Source organism: Polaribacter atrinae (assembly GCF_038023995.1).
Taxonomy (GTDB): Bacteria; Bacteroidota; Bacteroidia; order Flavobacteriales; family Flavobacteriaceae; genus Polaribacter; species Polaribacter atrinae.
Genome location: NZ_CP150660.1, coordinates 476,901 through 498,927 on the forward strand (window position 1 = coordinate 476,901; position 22,027 = coordinate 498,927).

The window sequence follows — 22,027 nt, forward strand, 5'->3', positions numbered from 1 at the left end:
TTTTTAGTATTAAATGCACGTTAATTAAAATTTCTATGAAAAGAAAAGGATGAATTTGGTTTATTGTAAACTATTTTTAATTGAAAGGCTCGCTAAGGCGGGCCTTTTTTATGTTATAAATAAATTATTACTTGTTTTATTTATTTTTTGCATTAAAAAAAGGTTGTCTTTTTACAGACAACCTTTTACATAAAACCAAATCAAAAACTAACTAACTAACTAACTAACTAACTAACTAACTAACTATTTTAAACTCACTAATAATTTCTCTGCAACTAATTCTGATGATGCAGGGTTTTGACCTGTAATTAAATTACCATCTTGAACTGAATAAGGAGCCCAATCATCACCATTAGAATAAAATGCGCCATTTTCTATAAGCATATCTTCTAATAACAATGGTACAATTTCTGTTAAACCAACAGCAGCTTCTTCTTTATTAGAAAATCCTGTTACTTTTTTACCTTTCACTAATGCAGTTCCATCAGCATTTTTAACATCTCTTAATACAGCTGGTGCATGACAAACAAATGCAATTGGTTTCTCTTGACGATCGAATTTCTCGATTAAAGCAACAGATACTTTATCGTTTGTTAAATCCCATAAAGGACCGTGACCACCTGGATAGAATACAGCATCAAAATCATCTGCATTCATATCTGCTAATACCTTTGTATTTGCTATTAAAGACTTAGTAGCTTCGTCATTATTATAACGATCTGTAGAAGCTGTAGCTGCATCTGGAGCATCACTACTTGGGTCAATAGGAGCAGCGCCACCTTTTGGAGTTGCAATAGTAATTGTTGCTCCTTTGTCTAATAATGTATAATATGGAGTAGCAAATTCTTCTACCCAAAATCCTGTTTTTTTACCTGTATTTCCTAATTTATCATGAGATGTCAATACGAATAATATATTCATTTTTTTATTTTTTTTAATTGATGTTTTTACTTCTGATACTTTTTCATTAGTAGTTTCTTTTGTTGAATCCTTACAACTAGAAGCTGTAATAATTGTAAGCGTTAAAGCTATAATTTTTGTGAATTTCATACTTAAAATTAGTAAGCCATTTTTACAATTTCTTTTACTTTATCTGGGGATAAGTTTTGGTGTTCACCTAAACCTAACCATCCACGATCTGTAAATCGTTTCTCTATTTCTTCTGCAGTTCCTTCATAATCATCAGTATAATCAGATAATTTGGTGTCGATTCCTAATTTATGGAAAAAGGCAACTGTTTTTTCAATAGCTTCATACGCTCTATCTTCTTTACTGCCTCCTTTAATTTTCCAAACACGTTCACCATACTGAGCTAATTTTTCTTTTTTGGCTTCAAAATTATACTTGTAATGACTTGGTGTAATTATTGCTAAAGTACGTGCGTGATCTATACCAAATAAAGCTGTTAATTCGTGGCCCATTGCATGTACAGCCCAATCTCCAGGAACTCCTTTTTGTATCAATCCGTTTAAAGCCATTGTACAACTCCACATAAAGTTAGAAGCAGCATCATAATCCGTAGGGTCTTTTAAAACCTTTGGAGCTACTTCTATAATGGTTTGTAAAATACTTTCAGCAAAACGATCTTGCAATAATCCTTGAACAGGATACGTCATGTATTGTTCTAAAACGTGAGTAAACGAATCCATTAATCCGTTCTGTAATTGACGTTGTGGTATAGAAGCAATTACTTGAGGATCTAATATTGAGAATACAGGAAATAAACCTGGACCACCCATTGCTAGTTTTTCTTTTGTTTCTCTTCTAGTAATTACAGCACCAGAATTCATTTCAGAACCTGTAGCAGGTAATGTTAAAACAGTTCCAAAAGGCATTCCTTTTTCTGTTTTAATGTTATTTGTTAAAATATCCCAAGGAGTTTCTCCTTCAAATACCGCTGCAGCAGATAAAAATTTGGTTCCGTCTATTACAGATCCTCCACCAACAGCTAATAAAAAAGTAATACTTTCTTCTTTAATTACATGTAAAGCTTCCATTAAAGTTGCATATTCTGGGTTTGCAGGGATTCCTCCAAACTCCACAACTTCAACATTTGCTAACGCTTTTTTTACTTGGTCGTAAATTCCGTTTTTCTTTATACTACCACCACCATACAATAATAATACTTTAGCGTTTTTAGGAATCTCGGTTTCTAATTGTTTAATTGTATCCTTTCCAAAAATAATTTTGGTTGGATTTTTTAATTCAAAATTGTTCATTTTTTTTTCTTTTTTAAATTTTAACGATCATTTTTCCTTTGTTTTTACCTTCAAATAAGTCGATAAAAGCATTTGGGATGTTATCGAAACCTTCCACAATCGTTTCTGTGTAGTTTAATTTACCTTCTGCCAACCAACCTGATAATTGTTGCATCGATTCAGGAAATTTATCCGCATAATTAGATACAATAAATCCTTGCATTAAGGCGCTATTTTTAACTAAAAATGGTTGTACACTTAAACTTGTAGGTAATTCTGTTTCATTATAAACAGAAATGGCACCACAAATAATAATTCTAGCAAAACGGTTAATATTGAATAATACGGCATCAGATATTGGTCCGCCAACATTATCAAAATAAATATCTACACCATTTGGCGCTGCTTTTTTAATATCAGCATTAATATCTTTACTTGTGTTATAATTGATACCTGCATCAAAACCAAATTTGGTTTTAAGCATCTCTATTTTTTCGTCCGTTCCAGCAATTCCAATTACTGTAAGTCCCATAATTTTGGCAATTTGACCTACAATAGAACCAACAGCTCCGGCAGCTCCAGAAACAACAATTGTTTCTCCTGCAACTGGTTTACCTATTTGGTTTAAACCTAAATATGCAGTTAAACCTGTCATACCTAACACACCTAAATACGTGCTTAATGGTGCTTTAGAACCATCTACTTTTAAAAGTCCTTCACCATTAGAAACTTGTTGTGTTTGCCAATTTAACATTCCAGAAACAAAATCACCTTCTTTAAACTTCTCATTTTTAGAAGCAATCACTTTGGCAACAACTCCAGATTGTACTGGTTTATTCAATTCAAAAGAAGGAACATAAGATTTTGCATCGCTCATTCTTCCTCTTAAATAAGGATCAACAGAAACATAAGCAGCTTCTAAAAGGATTTCTCCTGTATTGATTGTAATTTCTTTGTCTTCTGTTAAAAATTCAAAGTTTGAAACAGTAGGTTTCCCTTGGGGTCTATTTTTTAATATGATAGTTTTCATAATTTCTTTTTTATTCTATTACGGTTACTAAATCTGTCATAGGTTTTCTAACTTTTACTAAGTTAACCAACCAATCTTTATCTTCTGCTCTATAACCAATTGGTAATAAAACTGCACTACGTAAACCTTTTTCACGTAAGCCTAAAATTTCATCTACTGCATTTGCGTCAAAACCTTCTAATGGAGTTGCATCTACACCTTCATAAGCAGCAGCTGTAATAGCGTTTGCAAAAGCAATATATGCTTGTTTTGCAGCATGATTAAAGTTTTCTTCAGCGTCTTTTTGAGGATACATACCTAATAACATTTGACGGTAATCTTCCCAACCTTCGTTTTTAAAACCACGAATTTCGTTTGTTAAATCGAACATATAATTAATACGATCTACAGTATAAGTGTCCCATGCAGCAAAAACAAGTAGGTGAGAACAGTCTGTAATTACAGATTGATTCCAAGCTACTGATTTAATTTTTTCTTTAATATCTTGATTTTTAATTACGTAAATCTCAAAAGGTTGTAACCCACTTGATGTTGGCGATAAACGTGCAGCTTCTAAGATACGTTCTATTTTATCTTCAGAAACTTTCTCTCCATTCATTGCTTTAACAGCATATCTCCAGTTTAATTTATCTAATAATTCCATCTGTTTAATTTTAATTGTTTATTGAAATTTGTTTTATATCGTTTGAGGTTATAATTACCTCGGTACTACTCTTCTTGTTTGCTAAAATGATCATTGCTTTTGCAATACTTTTAGCGTTTATTATTTTGTAATTTTTTAGTTTTCCTATAAATAAAGGCTGAATGATTTTAAAAACCACTAAACCTATTTTTTCTAAGAACCGTTGCTCTTTTCGTTCTCCATCAATTAAAGATGGTCTTAAAATAAAGGTGTTTTTTATATCTTGATGTAAAACACCTTGTTCCATTTCTCCTTTTGTTTTGTTATAAAAAACAGAACTGTTTTTATCAGCTCCCATGGCAGAAATCACTAAAAAAGTAGAAATGTTGTTTTCTTTAGCTAATTTTGCCGCAGCTACAGGAATTCCAAAATCTATTTTTTTATAAAGCGTTTTATCTGGTGTTTTCTTAGCCGTAGTACCAATACAACAATACACTTCATCTGCTGTAAAATCGTCTTTAAATTGTTCTAGTTTTAAAACATCACCTATAAATTGATGCACCTTTTTAGGTAACCCTTCTATTTTAGAACGAGAAAAAAGTTTTATACTTTCGTATCTTTCATCTTCAATTAATTTTTGAAGAATACTATTTCCTGTTAAACCAGTTGCACCTAATATTATAGCCGTTTTTTTCATTTTATTTACAAACTTTTATACTGTTCCAAGCAGATTGATACGCTTCTTCTAAATGAGTCTCGTCTAATTTAAAAGAACCTCTTTTTTCTGCCATCATTAAAAATGATAAAGGATTTATAGCGTATGCATACAATAAGTATTCTGACATCGGTTTTATAATTCCTTCTTTTTTTCCTTTTATCCAAAGATCGAGTAGGGGCTGTAAATGTTTAATGCTCTCTTGTCTACTTGGTTCATCAATCATTGGCGTATTATCACATTGTGCTAAAAACATGGCATTTTTACATTCTTTCAATTTAAAGTTTGCAATGCGATTCCAAATTAATTTAAAACCATCTTCAATAGACATATTTGCATCATAAGTTTCAAAGGCATAATCTGTATATCTTGCTTTTACTTCTATATAGGTTTTGTTTACTAAATCTTGCTTGTTTTCAAAATACAAGTAAATGGTAGCCGGAGAAACATTTGCCATTTTTGCAATTTTACTCATTGGCGTTGCATGAAAACCATTGTTGTTTACCAACTCAATAGTTGCTTTAATCAATGCGTTTCTTTTATCGATACTTTTTTGAAGTTTTGCCATTACTTGTTTTTTTTCTGAAATTTATATGCCAAAGCAATTAAAACAAATTGCAATGGTAATCTTATATATGCTGCTTTATGACTACCAATAGCGGGAGTGTCAGAAAATACATCCCAAATATGAATAGGTAAAAACAAAATCATTAAAATTAAGATACCCGTTGCAGCCAAATTTTTATATTTTGGTATGATTAAAAGAGCTCCTAATAATATTTCTACGATTCCCGATGCATAAATTATAAAACTCTTAAACGGCAAAAAAGCTGGTACAAAAACTGAAAAGAACTCTGGTTTCATAAAATGTTGTACTCCTGCATTTATCATAAACAATGCGAATAAGATGCGTAATAGGTTCCAAAAATGTTTCATTACTTTGTTTTAGACTACAAAGGTATGTAAAAAATGAATGTTCATTCTCTTTTAACACTTATTTATATTTATACTATTATAAGAATAAATGATACCATGTAATTTACAAGAGGGTATGTAATAAATGGATTGATAAAATCATAAATTGGTATCTTTGATATATAATTTATAGATTTCTATAGTGCAAACCTCTTTTATTAAAAATTATACGATCAACGATATTGTTGATCTTCTTGGAGACAAACCACAAAAAAATAGTGATTTGCATATCCATTTGTCTAAAAATAATTTTGATGAAACTCCGTTTATAGCCCCATTTAGAGCAGGTAATTATACTTTTTTATTGATTGTTAAAGGACGTTTTAAAGTACAGTTAAACTTAATTACACAAACATTACACGCTAGTGAGATGATTATTATTAAACCACAAACGGTTGTACAAATAATTGAAACTAGCACTGATTTAGAAATTATAGGAGTTAGTTTTACATTAGATTTTATTTTTAAAATACTTTTAAATAAAAATGAATTTGATGGTATAGATTTTTTAACAGCAAATAGTTATCCCAAATTAAAATTGGATGCAGAAGAACAAGAAACTTCTGTATTACTCTCTAAACTATTGGCCCAAAATAACGATGCAGAAACTTCTGATATGCCTTTTAGAGATGAAATTATTATGCATTCTTTTGGTTTGTTGCTATATCATTATGGAGCCATTTTTAAAAGAGAACATCCTAATTTAGATGCTCATTTATCTAGGCAACAAGAAATAACACTTCGTTTTTTTAAGAAATTAAATAACCATTTTAAAAATGAGCGTTCTGTAAAATTCTATGCAGATAGCATGTTTTTAACACCTGGACACTTATCTAAAGTATTAAAAGAAGTATCAGGAAAAACTGCAGGACAATTAATTGATGATGCTGTAATTATGGAAGCTAAATTATTATTAAGTAATCCATTACTGAGTATTTCTCAAATAGCCAATGATTTAAAGTTTAGCGATCCCTCTTTTTTTGGTAAATTTTTTAAGAAAAAAACAGGTCTTTCTCCTTCTAAATTCAAAAACAGATCAAAATAATTTATAGCAAAAGAATTGTTAAACTTCTATAAAAACGTGTTTTAGACCAATACATCCCCTTTTTTGACTACCTTTTACTACTGAATCTTTTTTACCTTTGAGAATAACAACCATATACATTAAAGTTATGAGTATTATAGTAGCAACCAATTTTTCTAAACTTTCTGAAAATGCTGTTTTATATGCAGCAGGATTAACAAAACAATTTCAAACTGAACTTGTACTTTTTCATGCATTTAAATTACCTGTTCATGCTGCAAATAGCAGATTATCTGCAATCTCTTTAGATAGTTTGTTTGAAAAAAATAAAGTAAAATTAAAAAAAACTGCTGCACATTTAAGTGAAAAATTCCAAATTAAAGTCACTTATAAAAGTACGTATTCTAATTTAGGAGAAGAAGTAGATCTTCTTATGAAAGAACATAAAGCACGTTTTTTAGTAATTGGTATGTCTCCTAAATCAATAGAACAAAACTTAATAGGAAATCCTACAACAAGTGTAATTAGTATGAAGGAATTTCCTGTATTAGCAATTCCTATAGAAGCTAAATTTAAGGAAGTGAAACAAATATTATTTGCTTGTGATTTATTACAAGATATTCCTTTAAAAACATTGGCCAAACTCCGTCAAGTAGCTTTAAACTTAAAAGCTACTGTTACTGTTTTTTATGTAGATCAAAAAATAGAAGAATTGCAGACAGATACAACAAACACTTTAGATAAAGAGTTAGAAGATGTAACACATTTTTATAAAAATGTAAAATCAAATTCTGTCATTGATGCAATAGAAGATGAAATTAAAAAATCAAATTCAGAACTTTTGGTTATGATGCCAAAAAAGTATGGTTTTTGGGAGTCTATTGTACATAAAAGTAAAACAAGGGTGATGGCTTCTGGTCAAAATATTCCGTTGCTATCAATTCCTATTGAATCATAAAGCCACTAATCATTTTTTTAATTGAGTTTATTATTCTAAATCTTGTATTGTTACACTAGTAATAATACAAGATTTTGTATGTATTAGTGATATGTTTTTTTTATCAAAAGAGAGAAAATACTTATATAAACATTTTATAAGGGATAAATTTGTCCTTTATAAAATATACTATATATTTGCGGTATTAAAATAAGAAATAATATGTTTTCTAAAACTTGTGAATATGGTCTAAGAGCAGTGTTGTTTATTGCGCAAGAAAGCGCCAATGGCAATAAAGTAAGAATGAGTCTAATATCAGAAGAAATAAACTCACCACAAGCATTTACAGCTAAAATTTTACAACAATTAAAAAGAAATAATATTATTACTTCTGTAAAAGGTCCTTATGGTGGTTTTACAATAGAAGAAGATAAAATGGACACTAATTTAAGTGAAATAGTTAGTATTTTAGATGGTGATTCTATATACAAGGGTTGTGGTTTAGGATTAAAACAATGTGACGCAAATTCTCCTTGTCCGCTTCATTTTAAGTTTGTAGATATTCGTGAAAACTTAAAAAATATGTTAGAAAATACTTCTATAAAATCTCTTATAAATGATATGAATTTAAAAAACTTGATATTAAAACGCTAAAAATTTAACTAATTAAAGGATATAAATATCTTTTAATACTTTTAATCAAACTCAAATAAAATGAAAAAAGCATCAATAACAGAAAATTTAATTTACGGAGAAGATAAACCCTCAGTAACCGTATTAATTAAAACAGCAACTACAAAAGAAATAAGAATCCTGATGAAAAAAGGGCAACAAATGAAAGAACACAAAGCGCCATTTCCTATTGTGATAGAACTATTTGAAGGAGCGATAGATTTTGGGGTAGAAGGAGAAAAACAAGAATTAAAAAAAGGAGATTTAATTGCGTTAGACGCAAATGTTCCTCACGATTTATACTGTACAGAAGATTGTATCATTAGACTTACAGTTTCTATAGCAGACAGTGTACAAAGAGTAAAAGACGTAGTATAATTTATTAAAAAGAACAACAACATGAAAAAAGTTTGGATCGCATTTTCCAGCGTAGTAATACTTTCCTTTATAGCACTTATTTGGGTAGGTACAGAAGTATATCAAACACAACCGCCCATACCAGAAACGGTTATAATTAAAGAAACCGGAGAAGTTTTTCTAACAAAAGCAGATATACAAATAGGTCAGAATGTTTGGGAATCAATTGGAGGAATGGAAGTAGGTTCTATTTGGGGACATGGTAGTTATGTTGCACCAGATTGGTCTGCAGATTGGATTCATAAAGAAGCCGTATTCATGTTGAATGCTTGGGCAAAAAAAGATTTTAATTCAACTTATGAGAATTTAGACGTAGAAAATAAAGCAGCTTTAAAAGCACGTTTAATTAAGCATATTAAAACGAATACGTATGATGCTAAAACAGGAAGTATTACTATTTCTAAAGATCGATATACAGCTATCTTAGAAAATTATAAGCATTATACAGACATTTTTTTTAATGGATATGAAAAGTATGCAATTCCTAAGGGAGCATTGGTAGATACCGAAAAATTAGCACAATTAAATGCCTTTCTATTCTGGACTTCTTGGGCAGCAAGTACCAACAGACCAGATCTTGATTATACGTATACGTCTAACTGGCCACATGAACCTTTAATAGACAATACTATTACACCAGATTCTCAAATTTGGTCAGGATTTTCTATTATACTTTTATTATTATTTATAGGAGGATTAAGTTATTATTATATATTAAACCATGAAAAAGGAGACGCAGTTATTCATCCAGATAAAGATCCATTAGATGCTTTGGTGCTAACAAAATCTCAAAAATCGGTCTTAAAGTATTTTATAGTTATTTCATTGCTAATAGCTTTACAAGTAGTTTTAGGTGCTTTAACGGTGCATTATACGGTAGAAGGACAAGCCTTTTTTGGTTTAGATTTATCAAGTGTTTTACCATATTCTATTACCAGAACTTGGCATACACAATTGGCTGTATTTTGGATTGCGGCTACATGGTTAGCAACAGGACTATTTTTAGCACCAATGATTAGTGGTAAAGAAATGAAGTATCAAGTATTTGGAACGAATTTTCTTTTTATCGCCTTAATAATTATTGTATTAGGTTCTATGATGGGTGAGTGGTTAGGTGTACATCAATTTTTAGATTTAACGACCAATTTCTTCTTTGGGCATCAAGGTTATGAATACATGGATTTAGGTAGGTTCTGGCAAATATTCTTAGGAATCGGTTTAGTATTATGGGTACTTATGGTAGGTAGACACGTGGTGTTTGCTATTAAGAAAAATGATGATTCTAAACACTTATTAATCATTCTTTTAATATCTGTAATTGCCATTGGTATGTTCTTCTTCTCGGGATTAATGTACGGAGAAAACAGTAGTTTACCTGTAATTAATTATTGGAGATGGTGGCTGGTACACCTTTGGGTAGAAGGTTTCTTTGAAGTTTTTGCAACAGTTATTATCGCTTTTATTTTCTTAAGAATGAAAATTTTATCAGCAAAAACAGCAGGAAAAGCCTCTATAGCTTCTGCAACCATCTTTTTGGCAGGAGGAATTATTGGAACCTTACATCATTTATATTATTCAGGTACTCCAGTCCAAGCAATCGCTTTGGGAGCAACATTTAGTGCTTTAGAAGTTGTACCGTTAACTTTAATGGGCTTTGAAATTCGTGAGAATTGGAACCTTTTAAAATCAAAAGAATGGATGCAAAAATACAAGTGGCCAATATTTTTCTTTATCGCAGTGGCATTTTGGAACATGGTTGGGGCAGGAGTATTCGGTTTCTTAATTAACCCACCAATTGCATTGTATTATATTCAAGGTTTAAATACTACCGCAGTGCATGCACATACGGCTTTATTTGGTGTGTATGGTTTGTTAGGTATGGGATTCATTATTATATGTTTGCGATTTTATTCAGACAGAGTTTGGAGTTCTGTAAAACTAAAAAGAGCTTTTTGGTTATTGAATATAGGTCTAGTTGCCATGGTGTTTTTAAGTATGTTGCCGGTAGGAATTATACAAGCATATACTTCAATTACAAAAGGATATTCTTTTGCTAGAGATGCAGAATTATTATACTCTCCAACGGTGCAAACCTTAAAATGGATGCGTGTTATTGGCGATGTAATTTTCTCTGTTGGTATCTTTTACTTTTGTTGGTTTACCATACAAGAAACTATTTATTGCATCAAAAAGAAAAATTAAGTTTAAATATACATATAATCAGCACAAGTCTATTTTAGGCTTGTGCTGATTTCATTTTTAATACCATGAAAGAAATAGAAAACAGAGCAGATATTCATTTATTGGTCATCACTTTTTATGATAAAATTAGAAAAGACGATCTTTTAGGACCAATTTTTAATGCACATTTATCTAAAGAACAATGGCCACCTCATTTAGAAAAATTAACCGATTTTTGGGTGACGGCTTTATTAGGAGATGTTTGTTTTAAAGGAAGTCCTACAAAAGCACATTTAAAAGTAGATAAATATTTAAATCACACCATGGATCAAGTCCATTTTGGACAATGGTTACAACTTTGGTTTCAAACAATTGATTCTTTATTTATAGGTAGTTTAGCACAAAGAGCCAAAGATGCGTCTAGAAGAATGGCGACAGGTCAGTATTTGAATGTTTGGAAAAGTAGAGAAGTGTAATCTCTTTTGCAGTTAAAAGCGGTTAATCACTAATACTTCTGTTGTATATTGATATAATCATGATGTAAGTTCAAAAACTGAAATTCATGGTTATTTTTATCTTTGATAATATTTAATTATGATGGACTTTAAATTTTAATAAAGTGAGACCTTTTTCAAAAAAGTAATTAAGTGACAAATGTCAGTAAGTCTATTTTAGAATTTATATAGTTTTGCTGCTTGTAAAGTGTTTGAATATTAATTGCATCAAACAATTATTAAAACCAATTATGAAAGTAATAAGACTTCTTTTTATTTTAACATTATTATCAAGTTTTAGCCATGCACAAAGCAATAAACTAAAGTTAAATTTAGATGATACTGGCAAAACGTATGTAAAAGCTTCTCTTAGAATGCAATTATGGGCTAGATATTTTGATACCAACCCAGGCACTACGATCAATAATGAAATAGCAAATAATGTATTTGACGTTTCTTTAAGAAGAGTAAGAATGGGTATTTCAGCACAATTAACGCCAAAATTGTATGCATATTCTCTATTTGGTGGAAATAACTTAAATAGTAAAACAGAAAAAGATTTTCAGTTTGGCATGTTAGATTTATATGCAGAGTATGAGTTTGCTAAAGAATTTTCTTTAGGTTTTGGAGAATCTGGTTGGGAAGGATTAAATAGATGGAATGTTAGAAGTAGCGCAACATTAATGTCTTTAGATGCCCCTTTATTTTCATTATTAACCGTTAATAAAAATGATGATGTAGCTCGTTCTTTAGGTATTTGGGCAAAAGGGCAAGTACATAAGTTCGATTATATTTTATCTTTAAAAAACCCATCACAATTTGGTGTTACAGCCACAGAAGGAAAAGTAGATTATGCTATAAATAAACCTCGAAAAAGAATATCTGGTTATGTAAAATATGAGTTTTTAGATAATGAGAGCAACAAATCTGCTTATAGTGGAGGCGCAGGGACTTATATGGGGACAAAGAATATTTTAAACTTAGGTGCAGGTTTTATGAATCAGCCTAAAATGACCTCACAGTTGGTTAATGGTGTAGAAAAATATTACAATTTTAAAAATTGGGCAGTAGATGTATTTTATGATGCTCCATTAAATAAAGAAAAAGGAACTGCAATTACCACGTATTTAGGCTATAACCATAATGATTTTGGTCCTAATTATGTTAGAAATGTGGGAGCCAATGATATTACTTCCGGAGGAACTTCTTTTAACGGAAGTGGTAATGATTTTCCAATGATGGGAACCGGAAACACTACCTTTTTTCAATTAGGATATGTTCTTGCTAGAGGGAAAAAAAGTTACCAATTACAACCTAATATTGCTATTCAATATTCAGATTTTGACGCATTAGACGATAAAATGATTGTATATGATTTAGGTGTAAATTGTTTTTTTAAAGGACACGATAATAAATTGACTTTAAGCTACCAAAACAGACCTGTGTTTCAAAATATAAATAATCAACTTAAAGTTGATGAACGCAAAGGAATGGCTGTATTACAATATCAAATTACAATTAATTAAAAAAAGAAATAATCGTTTACAAAGATCAAATCTGAAGTTTTTAAATCATTAAAAACTTACTTTTTTACCCATCAACCAAACTTTCTAAAGCATAAAACAATCTATTAGCTGCATTGTCTTGTGATCCAAAAATAGAACGAAACAATTCTCCTTTTTCTGATATCAATACCCATTGCGGAGTTCCTTCTGCTTTAAATTGATCGTAAACTTTGTGGTTTTTATCAATATAAATAGGAAATGGATTTTCGCCACTGGTAAAAATACTTTTAATATTGGCTTTTGTTCCTTCTCTATTTATAAAATCGGCATGAATACCAGCCACTTGAATTGAGGGATATTTCTGTTGAAAATCATAAGCCAACGGAATAGCACGTCCTGTACACCCCAAACAATCATTGTTGTAAAAAATCAATAGTAAAACTTTACTTTTATAAGCTGTCATTAAATCTACAGAAATGCCATCTAAATCTAAAACGGGAATGGATTGTATGGTAGTATTCATTATTAATATCTTTGTTTTTAATACTCTTTACAAATTTAGTGTTTCGTCGTTTATATTAACAAAACATTACCTTAAAAACGGACTAATTTCTGTAATTTTGTGGCAGTAAAAACGACTTTATATTTCTAATATAATTATTGATTATACATATTATGAAAACTGAAAATACCGCTTATTCCATTTTAGACCTTGCATTAGTTTCTAAAGACCATACATTAAAAGAAACCTTTAACAATGTGTTAGCATTGGCACAAAATGCCGAAACATTTGGGTACACACGGTATTGGTTAGCAGAACATCATAATTCTACAAATATAGGTAGTATTGCTACTTCTATTTTAATTGGGTATGCTGCACAAGGTACCAAAACGCTTCGTATTGGTTCTGGCGGAATTATGTTACCCAATCATTCGCCTTTAATTGTTGCAGAACAATTTGGAACCTTAGGTTCTTTATATCCGAATAGAATAGATTTAGGTTTGGGAAGAGCACCAGGAACGGACAGAGAAACTGCACAAGCCATCCGTTCAGATTTTATGGAAGCTGCGCAATCTTTTCCGAATGAAATAGAAAAGATTCAAACCTATTTTTCTGTAGAAAATGAACATGCTAAAGTAAGAGCTACCGTTGCAGAAGGAGTAGACGTGCCGCTTTATATTTTAGGTTCTAGTACGGATAGTGCACATTTAGCTGCCAAAAAAGGATTGCCTTATGCATTTGCAAGTCATTTTGCAACCACCCATTTATGGGATGCTTTGGCCATTTATCGTAAAGAATTTAAACCTTCGGATGTTTTACAAAAACCGTATACCATTGTAGGTGTAAATATTATTATTGCAGATACCGATGAAGAGGCTGCCAATTTATCAACCTCATTAATTAGAATGATTGTTGGTTTGTTTACGGGTAAACGAGATTTTGTGCAACCACCAACTGCCATGACAGAATACTATAAAGAGATATTACAAAACCCGCAAGTGCATCAAATGTTGAAGTATTCTTTTATAGGAAGTAAAGCAACCGTAAAAGCACAAGTAAAAGAGTTTTTAGAACAAACTGGGGCAGATGAATTAATTGCAGTAACTAATATTTATGGCATTAAAGATAGAATTCGCTCTTATGAGTTGTTTGCAGAAATAATGAAAGAATTAAATTCATAATTGCGTAATAATAAAGTAGCTTCAGAAGTATTTATGAAGTATATTTACTCATATTCTTGAAGTCTGCAAGTACTTCTGTTTTAGCTATTAAAAAATAATCGAGTGCTTAAAAATTACAGTGACCAACTTTCTAAATTAAATGTAAACATTCCTATAAACTTAGTGTTATCTGGAGGAGGCATAAAATGTGCTGCACATTTGGCTTTGATTGAAAAAATAGAAGAGTTGGGTTTACAAATAAATGCTATTTCTGGAAGTAGTGGAGGCGCTTTGGTGGCCTCTTTATATGCTTCTGGTATTTCTACGCAAGAAATTTTAGAGATCTTTAAAAGAACGAGTCTTTTTAAATTTTCATTTTTTAGCATTACAAAAGCAGGTCTTTTTGATACTTTCTTATTCAAAACGATTATAGAAAATAAAATAAAAGATAAATTTAGCGACTTAGAGATTCCTATTTATATTACTGCCTCTAACATGCAAAATGGCAAAGTACGTTATTTTAGTAAAGGTAAATTATTAAAACCATTGTTGGCTTCTTGTGCTATTCCTGGTATTTTTACTCCGATTATCATCAATAAAACGTTGTATTCCGATGGCGGAATTTTAGATAATTTTCCAATTAAACCCTTTCTAAAATCAGGATTACCCATTGTAGGCAGTTATGTTGCGGAGCCTGCCACTAAAACTCCTTTACAATTAAATTCTACTTTTAAGGTAATTGCACATGCAACCTATTTAAAAGCACATGCTGCAGAAAGTTTTAAGTTTGCAGCCACAAAAATGACGGTTAGTTTTCCGTTGTCTGAGTATTCTGGATTGGATAATAAAGATTCAGAGAAAATCTATACTATTTGTAAATTGTATTTGGATGGGGTTTAATTTATTCTCTTTTACTTAGTAGCAATCTCAACCTCGACATATTATAATTTTAGTAGCAATTCAAAAGATATGGAGCGGCAAGTGTCCAAAGAGCTTTTGCGGTCTGGACATGTTAGTGTAGTATCTTGTAGAATTCAATAAAATTATCAGAAGTCTAGATTTTTGGTTCTTTTCATCAATGGAAAAGAATAATGAAAATAGTTTTTAAAGGAGTTTTTTAAGTTTAGCTTTAAGATTATTGCATGCAAAGTAATCTTTAGTTTACTCAGTAGCAATCTGAACCCCGACATATTATAATTTTAGTAGCAATTCAAAAGATATGGAGCGGCAAGTGTCCAAAGTGCTTTTGCGGTCAGAACATGGTAGTGTAGTATCTTGTAGAATTCAATAAAATTATCAGAAGTCTAGATTTTTGGTTCTTTTCATCAATGGAAAAGAACAATGAATATAATTTTTAAAGGAGTTGTTAGCGTCTTACCTTTTAGTTCTTCTAACTGAATTCCCGCTACTTACCGTCAATTTAATTAATACTTAAAGAAGACCTTTTAGTATAAAAAGTTATTTTCATAGAACAAACCATAAAATTCCCATCCATAAAAAAACGGCTTTCGTATAGTCAATTCCACCAAACGTCTATTCCGTTCTTATAAGATGGTATATAGTTTCATCTTTGAAGTGTTAATTTAAAACACTGATAAAATGAAATTATATATACTCGTAGCAAGCTTACTATTTGTGCAGTTTTCTTTTGCACAAGAAGTATCTACAAATTCGGCAACAAAAGTATGGTCTTTACAAGATTGTATTGATTATGCTTTAGAAAACAACATTACAGTAAAAGACGCTGTACTAAATAAAAACATTGCAGAGATAGATTATAACCAAGCAAAATCTTCTCGATTACCAAATTTATTTGGAAATGCATCGCAAAGTTTTTCTAACGGAAATACTATTGACCCAATTACAAGTAGTTATGTAACAGATCAAATACATAGTACAAATGTAGGTATCAATACTTCTATGACGTTGTTTCAAGGAAATCAAATAACCAATCAAATAGCACAAAATAAGATTTTATTTAACCAAAGTGTATTTGAAGCAGAAGTAGCAGAAAACAATATTGTATTAAATATTTTAGAAACGTATTTACAAACATTGTATAGCAAAGAGAGTATTGTTACTGCAGAAAATAACTTGTTGGCTTCAGAAACAGAAGTGTTAAGAGCAAAGTCACGTTTAGATGCCGGAAACATTGCGTTAAGCGATTATACCGAAGCTCAAAGTCAGGCTGCTACAAATAAATACAATGTTATTGCTGCTAAAAACAACTATCAACAATACATTATTGCTTTAAAACAATTACTAGAATTATCACCAATTCAAGATATAGAAATTGAAACTATTGATGAAAACATGGATTTGGTAAATATAGAATTAAACAAAGCAGATGTGTATGAAAAAGCATTGGGGATTTTACCAGAAATACAATCTAGCAATCTAACTATTGAAGCGAATAAAAAACAATTAGACATTGCAAAAGGAGGGTTTTTACCAACACTGGCCTTATCAGGAAGTTTAGGTTCTGGATATACAAGTATCAACGATAATAATTTTTCAGATCAGTTTGATGTCAATTTCAATCAGAAATTAGGGTTGTCATTAACGATTCCGATTTTTAATAGAAATCAAACTAAAAGTGCGGTACAAACGGCAACCATCAACATAGAAAAAGCAGAAATACAAAAGTTATCTACAGAAAAAGAAGTGTACAGAAAAGTAGAAACAGCATATCAAAATGCATTGTCTGCGCAAGAGCAAGTAATTGCCGCAGAAGCTTCTAAAGTAGCAGCTGAACAATCTTATAAACTATCACAAAAAAAATACGAATTAGGTGCTTTAAGTACTTCAGATTTAGTGATTAGTCAAAACACCTTTACCAATGCACAACAAAACTATTTACAATCTAAATACTTAAATATTTTATACCATCAATTATTACAATTTTACCAAGGAAACGATATCAAACTTTAAAACAAGAACTCATGAAAAAAAATAAAAACATAATCATCATAAGCATTGCAGTTATTGTACTTGCTATTGTAGGATACTCTTTTATAAATAGCGATGATGCTATAGTAATAGAAGCAAAAACAGTGCTAGCAAAAAAAGAAAATGTAACTACTATGGTTACTGCAACCGGAACTATAGAACCAATTACGCAAGTAGAAGTAGGGACACAAGTCTCTGGAGTTGTAGAGAAAATATATGTAGATTATAACAGTGTTGTTAAAGAAGGTCAGTTAATTGCAGAGTTGGATAAAACCAATTTGAATGCATCTAAAACACAAGCTCAAGCAGCGTATGACAATGCCGTAAGTCAAAGAAATTACATGAAGACGATTTTTGATAGACAAGAAAGTCTATACAATAATCAGGTAATTAGTAAAGCAGATTTTGATGATGCACAATACAATTATCAAACGGCAAAAGGGACAGTAACACAACGTTATTCAGATTTGCAACAAGCCAGAACTAATTTAGGATATGCTAATATTTATTCGCCTATAGACGGAGTTGTGCTATCTAGAGCTATTGATGAAGGACAAACGGTTGCAGCAAGTTTAAGTACGCCAACACTATTTACCATTGCACAAGATTTAAAAGAAATGCAAGTAGAAGCAGATGTAGATGAAGCAGATATTGGACAGGTTAAAAATGGACAAAGAGTAGAATTTACTGTAGATGCTTACATTGGAGAAACTTTTAAAGGTGTTGTAACGCAAGTAAGATTAGATCCAACAGTTACTTCTAATGTGGTAACGTATACGGTTGTAATTAAAGCTGATAACCCAGACTTAAAACTAAAACCAGGCCTAACAGCAACCATTTCTATTTTTACTTTAGAATTAAATAATGTGTTAACTGCAGAAGCGAAAGCGATTAACTTTAAACCTGAAGCAGCCATTTTATCGACTTATAATGCACAACATCAATTAGCAGAAAACAATAGCAATATATCTACTGATGATACAACGCTTTGGGTATTAGAAAATAACGGAGCTATTACTTCTAAAACAGTAACACTTGGCGCAAGTGATGGAGTAAATGTACAATTATTAAGTGGAGTATCTGAAGGAGATAAATTAGTTTATAACTTAAAAGAGATCAGTAAATCTGAAGTTAAAAAAGGAGGAACTAGCGAAAGTCCATTTATGCCACAACGTCCCGGAGGGAAGAAAAAATAAAGAGCCATGAGTAAAGAAATCATTAAAATAGAAGATTTAAAACGACAGTTTACCATGGGTACCGAAACGGTGCATGCACTTAGAGGTATTTCATTTGATATAAAAGAAGGCGAGTTTGTTACTATTATGGGATCTAGTGGTTCTGGTAAAAGTACCATGTTAAATATCTTAGGATGTTTAGATCAACCCACTTCTGGTATTTATGAGATTGATGGGGTAAAAGTGAAAGACTTAAGTAGAAATGAATTGGCAACGATAAGAAATGAAAAAATAGGATTCATTTTTCAATCCTACAATTTATTGGCAAGAACATCTGCCATAGAAAACGTAGAGTTACCTTTATTATACAACAGTAACGTTTCTACAGAAGAACGAAGAGAGCGTGCTATAAAAGCCTTAAAAATGGTTGGTTTAGGAGAGCGAATGGATCATACACCATCTCAACTTTCTGGAGGACAACAACAGCGTGTGGCTATTGCAAGATCTTTGGTAAATAACCCTGTAATGATTCTTGCTGATGAAGCTACAGGGAACTTAGATACTAGAACGTCTTACGAAATTATGTCCTTATTTCAAGAGTTAAATAAACAAGGTATTACGATTACTTTTGTAACACATGAGCCAGATATAGCAACGTTTAGTAACAGAACCATTGTATTAAAAGATGGGCATGTTATTAAAGATTATCAAAATGATAATATTCAATCTGCAGCAAACGAATTAGCAAAATTACCTAAACAAGACGATTAGTTATGAGACTATTAAATTTATTTAAAATCGCAACAAAAGCCATCATTCTTAATAAAACAAGAACGTTATTAACCATGCTGGGGATTATTATAGGTGTAGCATCTGTTATTACTATGTTGGCCATTGGAGAAGGATCTAAAGAAAGTATTAGAACAACCATTTCTGCCATGGGATCTAATATGATTACTATAAAAGCCGGAGCAGATACACGTGGTGGTGTTAGACAAGCAGCAAGTGTTATGGAATCGCTTACTTTGAGTGATTATGAGGCGATTAAAAATCAATCGACCTTGCTAAGTTATAGTACTCCAATGGTGAATGGCGGCGGACAAGTCATTAACGGATCTAACAACTGGCCAAGTACCATTTATGGTGTAAATCCAGATTATTTAAAGATTAAAGTCGTCGATTTACAAAGCGGAAGTATGTTTACAGATACAGAAGTTAAAACGGCATCTAAAGTTGCTATAATAGGTCAAACTGTGGTAGAAAATGTTTTTCCTGATGGTAAAGAACCAGTGGGGCAAATGATTCGTTTTAATAACATTCCGTTTAAAGTGATTGGTGTTTTAGAAGAAAAAGGAGAAAACACCTTTGGGCAAGACCAAGATGATGTAGTAATTGCACCTTATACAACGGTTCAAAAACGTATTTTGGCTATAGATCACTTAAATCAAATTATGGCTTCTTCCATTAGCGAAGAAGACGCACCGAGTGCCGTGATAGAAGTTTCTGAAATTTTACGTACGCAACACAAACTAACCGCTACAGAAGATGATGATTTTAGTGTGCGTTCTATGGAAGAATTGATTTCTACATTTAGTTCTACAAGTGAAATGTTAACCTTACTTTTAGTAGCCGTGGCGAGTATTTCTTTGTTGATTGGAGGTATCGGAATTATGAATATTATGTATGTTTCTGTAAAAGAACGTACCAAAGAGATTGGTTTAAGAATGGCAGTAGGAGCAAAGGGAGCAGATATTTTAATGCAGTTTTTAATTGAAGCAATTCTAATAAGTATTACTGGTGGCGTTTTAGGAGTTTTACTAGGCTTAGCATCTACCGTGTTTATAGAAAAATTCTTAAACTGGCCTACAAGTGTTGCTTTATATTCTATTATAATTTCTTTTGCAGTATGTGCTGTAACAGGTATTTTCTTCGGATGGTATCCTGCAAGAAAAGCATCGGCATTAGACCCAATTACGGCCTTACGTTATGAATAATATCAATAGGTTTAACATCCTAAAATATTTAGAAATATAGAAATTGAAATTAAAGTAGGTATTTCAGTAAATTTTAAAAGACTAATTGTTTAGAATACGTATAGGTTATTCTAAACAATTGGTCTTTTTTTTTATGCTTGATGTTTAGGTTCAAATACAAATTGAGCTATTAAAATACTAACCGTTATTAAAAGGCCTAATATAGAAACGCCTTGCCAACCATGGTTTTCCCAGGCATAAGCTCCTAAAAAAGTACCAAAAGCACCACCTATAAAAAAACCGACCATATAAACCGTATTCACTCGATTTCTAGCTTCTGGATTTTTAGAAAAAATAGTTACCTGGTTTGTAATATGTAAAATTTGTAAACCCAAATCTACAATAATTACACCCACTGCTAACCCGATTAGAGAGTATCCAGAAAATAAGAAAATCAACCAAGAAACCATCAATAATATGGTAGAGAAGATAATCATACTTTTTCTATCATATTTATCATTCATTTTTCCTACAACAGTTGCTCCAAGGGCTCCAACAATACCAAAAACACCAAAAGCACCAGCAATATCACTATCATATCCAAAATGATCTTCCATCAAAAAAACAAAGGTGGTCCAAAAAACACTCAATCCTGCAAAACCAAGTGCACCACGCAATGCCGCTAATCGTAACGAAGGTTCTGTTTTAAAGTAATGTCCTATAGATTTTAATAAACTGCCATAACTCCCTTTGTAATTAGGTTTAATTTTTGGTAATTTATACTGAAGTAAAATAAACAACAATACCATAAGTACAGTTGCAGCAGAAAACATAAATCTCCATCCAAACCATTTACCTATAATTCCACTTAATACTCGGCTACCTAAAATACCAATCAATAAACCGCTCATTACAATACCAATAGCACGTCCACGACCTTTATCATCTGATAATTGAGCAACCATAGGCACAAATAATTGTGGTATAGCCGATGAAAAACCAATAAAAAAACTACTTATAATTAACAGATACAAGGTATTTGACAAGGATGCCGCAATTAATGATACTATCATTAAAGCAAAATCAAACTGTAATATTTTTTTGTTAGAAACCTTATCTCCTAGTGGAACGATAAACAACAAGCCAAAAGCATACCCCAATTGTGTTGCTAAAGGCACATTACTTATGGCAGATTCACTTACACCAAACTCAACAACCATTTGATGCAGAAGTGGTTGGTTGTAATAGAGGTTTGCTACAACAAGTCCAGCAGATATACTCATTAAATATAATACTGAATTTGATAAATTTTTACTCATATTTTAATATCTTAATTATGCTTTTAAATAAAGCTCCAAAGGTATTAAACTCTAAAAATTTACAAGTAATGAAAGGCTTAATTAATTTATCTAATTTTAATTTCCTTTATTTTTAAATTAAGGAATCTTCTTGAATTCGAATCATGTATTCGGTTATTTCTTCCGCACTTTTGGTTAAT

Annotated in this window: 22 protein-coding genes; 13 read left to right on the forward strand and 9 right to left on the reverse strand. The window is 31.2% G+C overall.

Features of this window, described 5'->3' with window-relative positions:
* Positions 1-243: 243 nt before the first annotated feature.
* Genes WG945_RS02155 through WG945_RS02185 form a run of 7 tightly spaced genes read right to left on the reverse strand, consistent with a single transcriptional unit; the run spans position 244 to position 5,501 of the window.
* The gene (locus tag WG945_RS02155) at positions 244-1,050 is read right to left on the reverse strand and encodes a type 1 glutamine amidotransferase domain-containing protein (RefSeq protein WP_197482120.1); all 807 of its coding nucleotides are present in this window, start codon (positions 1,048-1,050) and stop codon (positions 244-246) included.
* Between the two features lie 8 nt (positions 1,051-1,058).
* Complete coding sequence (locus tag WG945_RS02160) at positions 1,059-2,219, reverse strand: iron-containing alcohol dehydrogenase (RefSeq protein WP_068452611.1); 1,161 nt, start codon at positions 2,217-2,219, stop codon at positions 1,059-1,061.
* A 13-nt stretch (positions 2,220-2,232) separates the two neighbouring features.
* Complete coding sequence (locus WG945_RS02165; RefSeq protein ID WP_394364781.1) at positions 2,233-3,231, reverse strand: NADP-dependent oxidoreductase; 999 nt, start codon at positions 3,229-3,231, stop codon at positions 2,233-2,235.
* 7 nt (positions 3,232-3,238) lie between these two features.
* A complete protein-coding gene (locus WG945_RS02170) occupies positions 3,239-3,871 on the reverse strand; it encodes a nitroreductase family protein (protein WP_068452617.1) in 633 nt (210 codons plus the stop codon).
* A 10-nt stretch (positions 3,872-3,881) separates the two neighbouring features.
* Positions 3,882-4,547, reverse strand: a complete 666-nt coding sequence (locus WG945_RS02175; RefSeq protein WP_068452620.1) for an NAD(P)H-binding protein — start codon at positions 4,545-4,547, stop codon at positions 3,882-3,884.
* 1 nt (position 4,548) lies between these two features.
* Positions 4,549-5,133 carry a TetR/AcrR family transcriptional regulator gene (locus tag WG945_RS02180; RefSeq protein ID WP_068452623.1) on the reverse strand — a complete coding sequence of 195 codons (585 nt, stop codon included), beginning with the start codon at positions 5,131-5,133 and terminating at the stop codon, positions 4,549-4,551.
* Positions 5,133-5,501 carry a DoxX family protein gene (locus tag WG945_RS02185; protein WP_068452626.1) on the reverse strand — a complete coding sequence of 123 codons (369 nt, stop codon included), beginning with the start codon at positions 5,499-5,501 and terminating at the stop codon, positions 5,133-5,135. The genes WG945_RS02180 and WG945_RS02185 overlap by 1 nt, the downstream gene beginning before the upstream one ends.
* A 181-nt stretch (positions 5,502-5,682) precedes the next feature.
* Here WG945_RS02185 and WG945_RS02190 point away from each other — a divergent pair, with 181 nt between their 5' ends.
* From WG945_RS02190 to WG945_RS02220, 7 genes are all read left to right on the forward strand, one after another.
* Entirely contained in the window at positions 5,683-6,585 is a 903-nt protein-coding gene (locus WG945_RS02190) for a helix-turn-helix domain-containing protein (protein ID WP_068452629.1), read from the forward strand.
* Between the two features lie 127 nt (positions 6,586-6,712).
* Positions 6,713-7,522, forward strand: a complete 810-nt coding sequence (locus WG945_RS02195) for a universal stress protein (RefSeq protein WP_068452632.1) — start codon at positions 6,713-6,715, stop codon at positions 7,520-7,522.
* Positions 7,523-7,723: 201 nt separating this feature from the next.
* Positions 7,724-8,155, forward strand: a complete 432-nt coding sequence (locus tag WG945_RS02200) for an RrF2 family transcriptional regulator (protein WP_068452635.1) — start codon at positions 7,724-7,726, stop codon at positions 8,153-8,155.
* Between the two features lie 60 nt (positions 8,156-8,215).
* Positions 8,216-8,551, forward strand: a complete 336-nt coding sequence (locus WG945_RS02205) for a cupin domain-containing protein (RefSeq protein ID WP_068452637.1) — start codon at positions 8,216-8,218, stop codon at positions 8,549-8,551.
* Positions 8,552-8,572: 21 nt separating this feature from the next.
* Entirely contained in the window at positions 8,573-10,792 is a 2,220-nt protein-coding gene (locus WG945_RS02210) for a nitric-oxide reductase large subunit (RefSeq protein ID WP_068452640.1), read from the forward strand.
* A 65-nt stretch (positions 10,793-10,857) separates the two neighbouring features.
* Positions 10,858-11,247, forward strand: coding sequence for a group III truncated hemoglobin (locus tag WG945_RS02215; RefSeq protein WP_068452643.1), 390 nt, complete (start codon positions 10,858-10,860; stop codon positions 11,245-11,247).
* 269 nt (positions 11,248-11,516) lie between these two features.
* A complete protein-coding gene (locus tag WG945_RS02220; protein WP_068452646.1) occupies positions 11,517-12,791 on the forward strand; it encodes a porin in 1,275 nt (424 codons plus the stop codon).
* Between the two features lie 64 nt (positions 12,792-12,855).
* Here the strand turns inward: WG945_RS02220 and WG945_RS02225 are convergent, their stop codons facing one another.
* Positions 12,856-13,293, reverse strand: a complete 438-nt coding sequence (locus WG945_RS02225) for a TlpA family protein disulfide reductase (RefSeq protein ID WP_068452649.1) — start codon at positions 13,291-13,293, stop codon at positions 12,856-12,858.
* A 152-nt stretch (positions 13,294-13,445) separates the two neighbouring features.
* On the opposite strand from WG945_RS02225, the gene WG945_RS02230 reads away from it, so the two are divergent.
* The 6 genes from WG945_RS02230 to WG945_RS02255 all read left to right on the forward strand — a co-directional run bounded on the left by WG945_RS02230 (position 13,446) and on the right by WG945_RS02255 (position 20,550).
* Positions 13,446-14,453: an LLM class flavin-dependent oxidoreductase gene (locus WG945_RS02230; protein ID WP_068452652.1), complete on the forward strand. Its 1,008-nt coding sequence runs from the start codon at positions 13,446-13,448 to the stop codon at positions 14,451-14,453.
* 102 nt (positions 14,454-14,555) lie between these two features.
* Complete coding sequence (locus WG945_RS02235) at positions 14,556-15,332, forward strand: patatin-like phospholipase family protein (protein WP_068452656.1); 777 nt, start codon at positions 14,556-14,558, stop codon at positions 15,330-15,332.
* Positions 15,333-16,031: 699 nt separating this feature from the next.
* Complete coding sequence (locus WG945_RS02240; RefSeq protein WP_068452659.1) at positions 16,032-17,363, forward strand: TolC family protein; 1,332 nt, start codon at positions 16,032-16,034, stop codon at positions 17,361-17,363.
* A gap of 11 nt (positions 17,364-17,374) precedes the next feature.
* Positions 17,375-18,577 carry an efflux RND transporter periplasmic adaptor subunit gene (locus WG945_RS02245; RefSeq protein ID WP_068452664.1) on the forward strand — a complete coding sequence of 401 codons (1,203 nt, stop codon included), beginning with the start codon at positions 17,375-17,377 and terminating at the stop codon, positions 18,575-18,577.
* 6 nt (positions 18,578-18,583) lie between these two features.
* Positions 18,584-19,327 carry an ABC transporter ATP-binding protein gene (locus tag WG945_RS02250; protein ID WP_068452667.1) on the forward strand — a complete coding sequence of 248 codons (744 nt, stop codon included), beginning with the start codon at positions 18,584-18,586 and terminating at the stop codon, positions 19,325-19,327.
* Between the two features lie 2 nt (positions 19,328-19,329).
* Positions 19,330-20,550 carry an ABC transporter permease gene (locus WG945_RS02255; protein ID WP_068452672.1) on the forward strand — a complete coding sequence of 407 codons (1,221 nt, stop codon included), beginning with the start codon at positions 19,330-19,332 and terminating at the stop codon, positions 20,548-20,550.
* Between the two features lie 131 nt (positions 20,551-20,681).
* Here WG945_RS02255 and WG945_RS02260 read toward each other — a convergent pair whose 3' ends face one another.
* Positions 20,682-21,848, reverse strand: a complete 1,167-nt coding sequence (locus tag WG945_RS02260) for an MFS transporter (protein WP_068452674.1) — start codon at positions 21,846-21,848, stop codon at positions 20,682-20,684.
* Between the last annotated feature and the right edge of the window lie 179 nt (positions 21,849-22,027).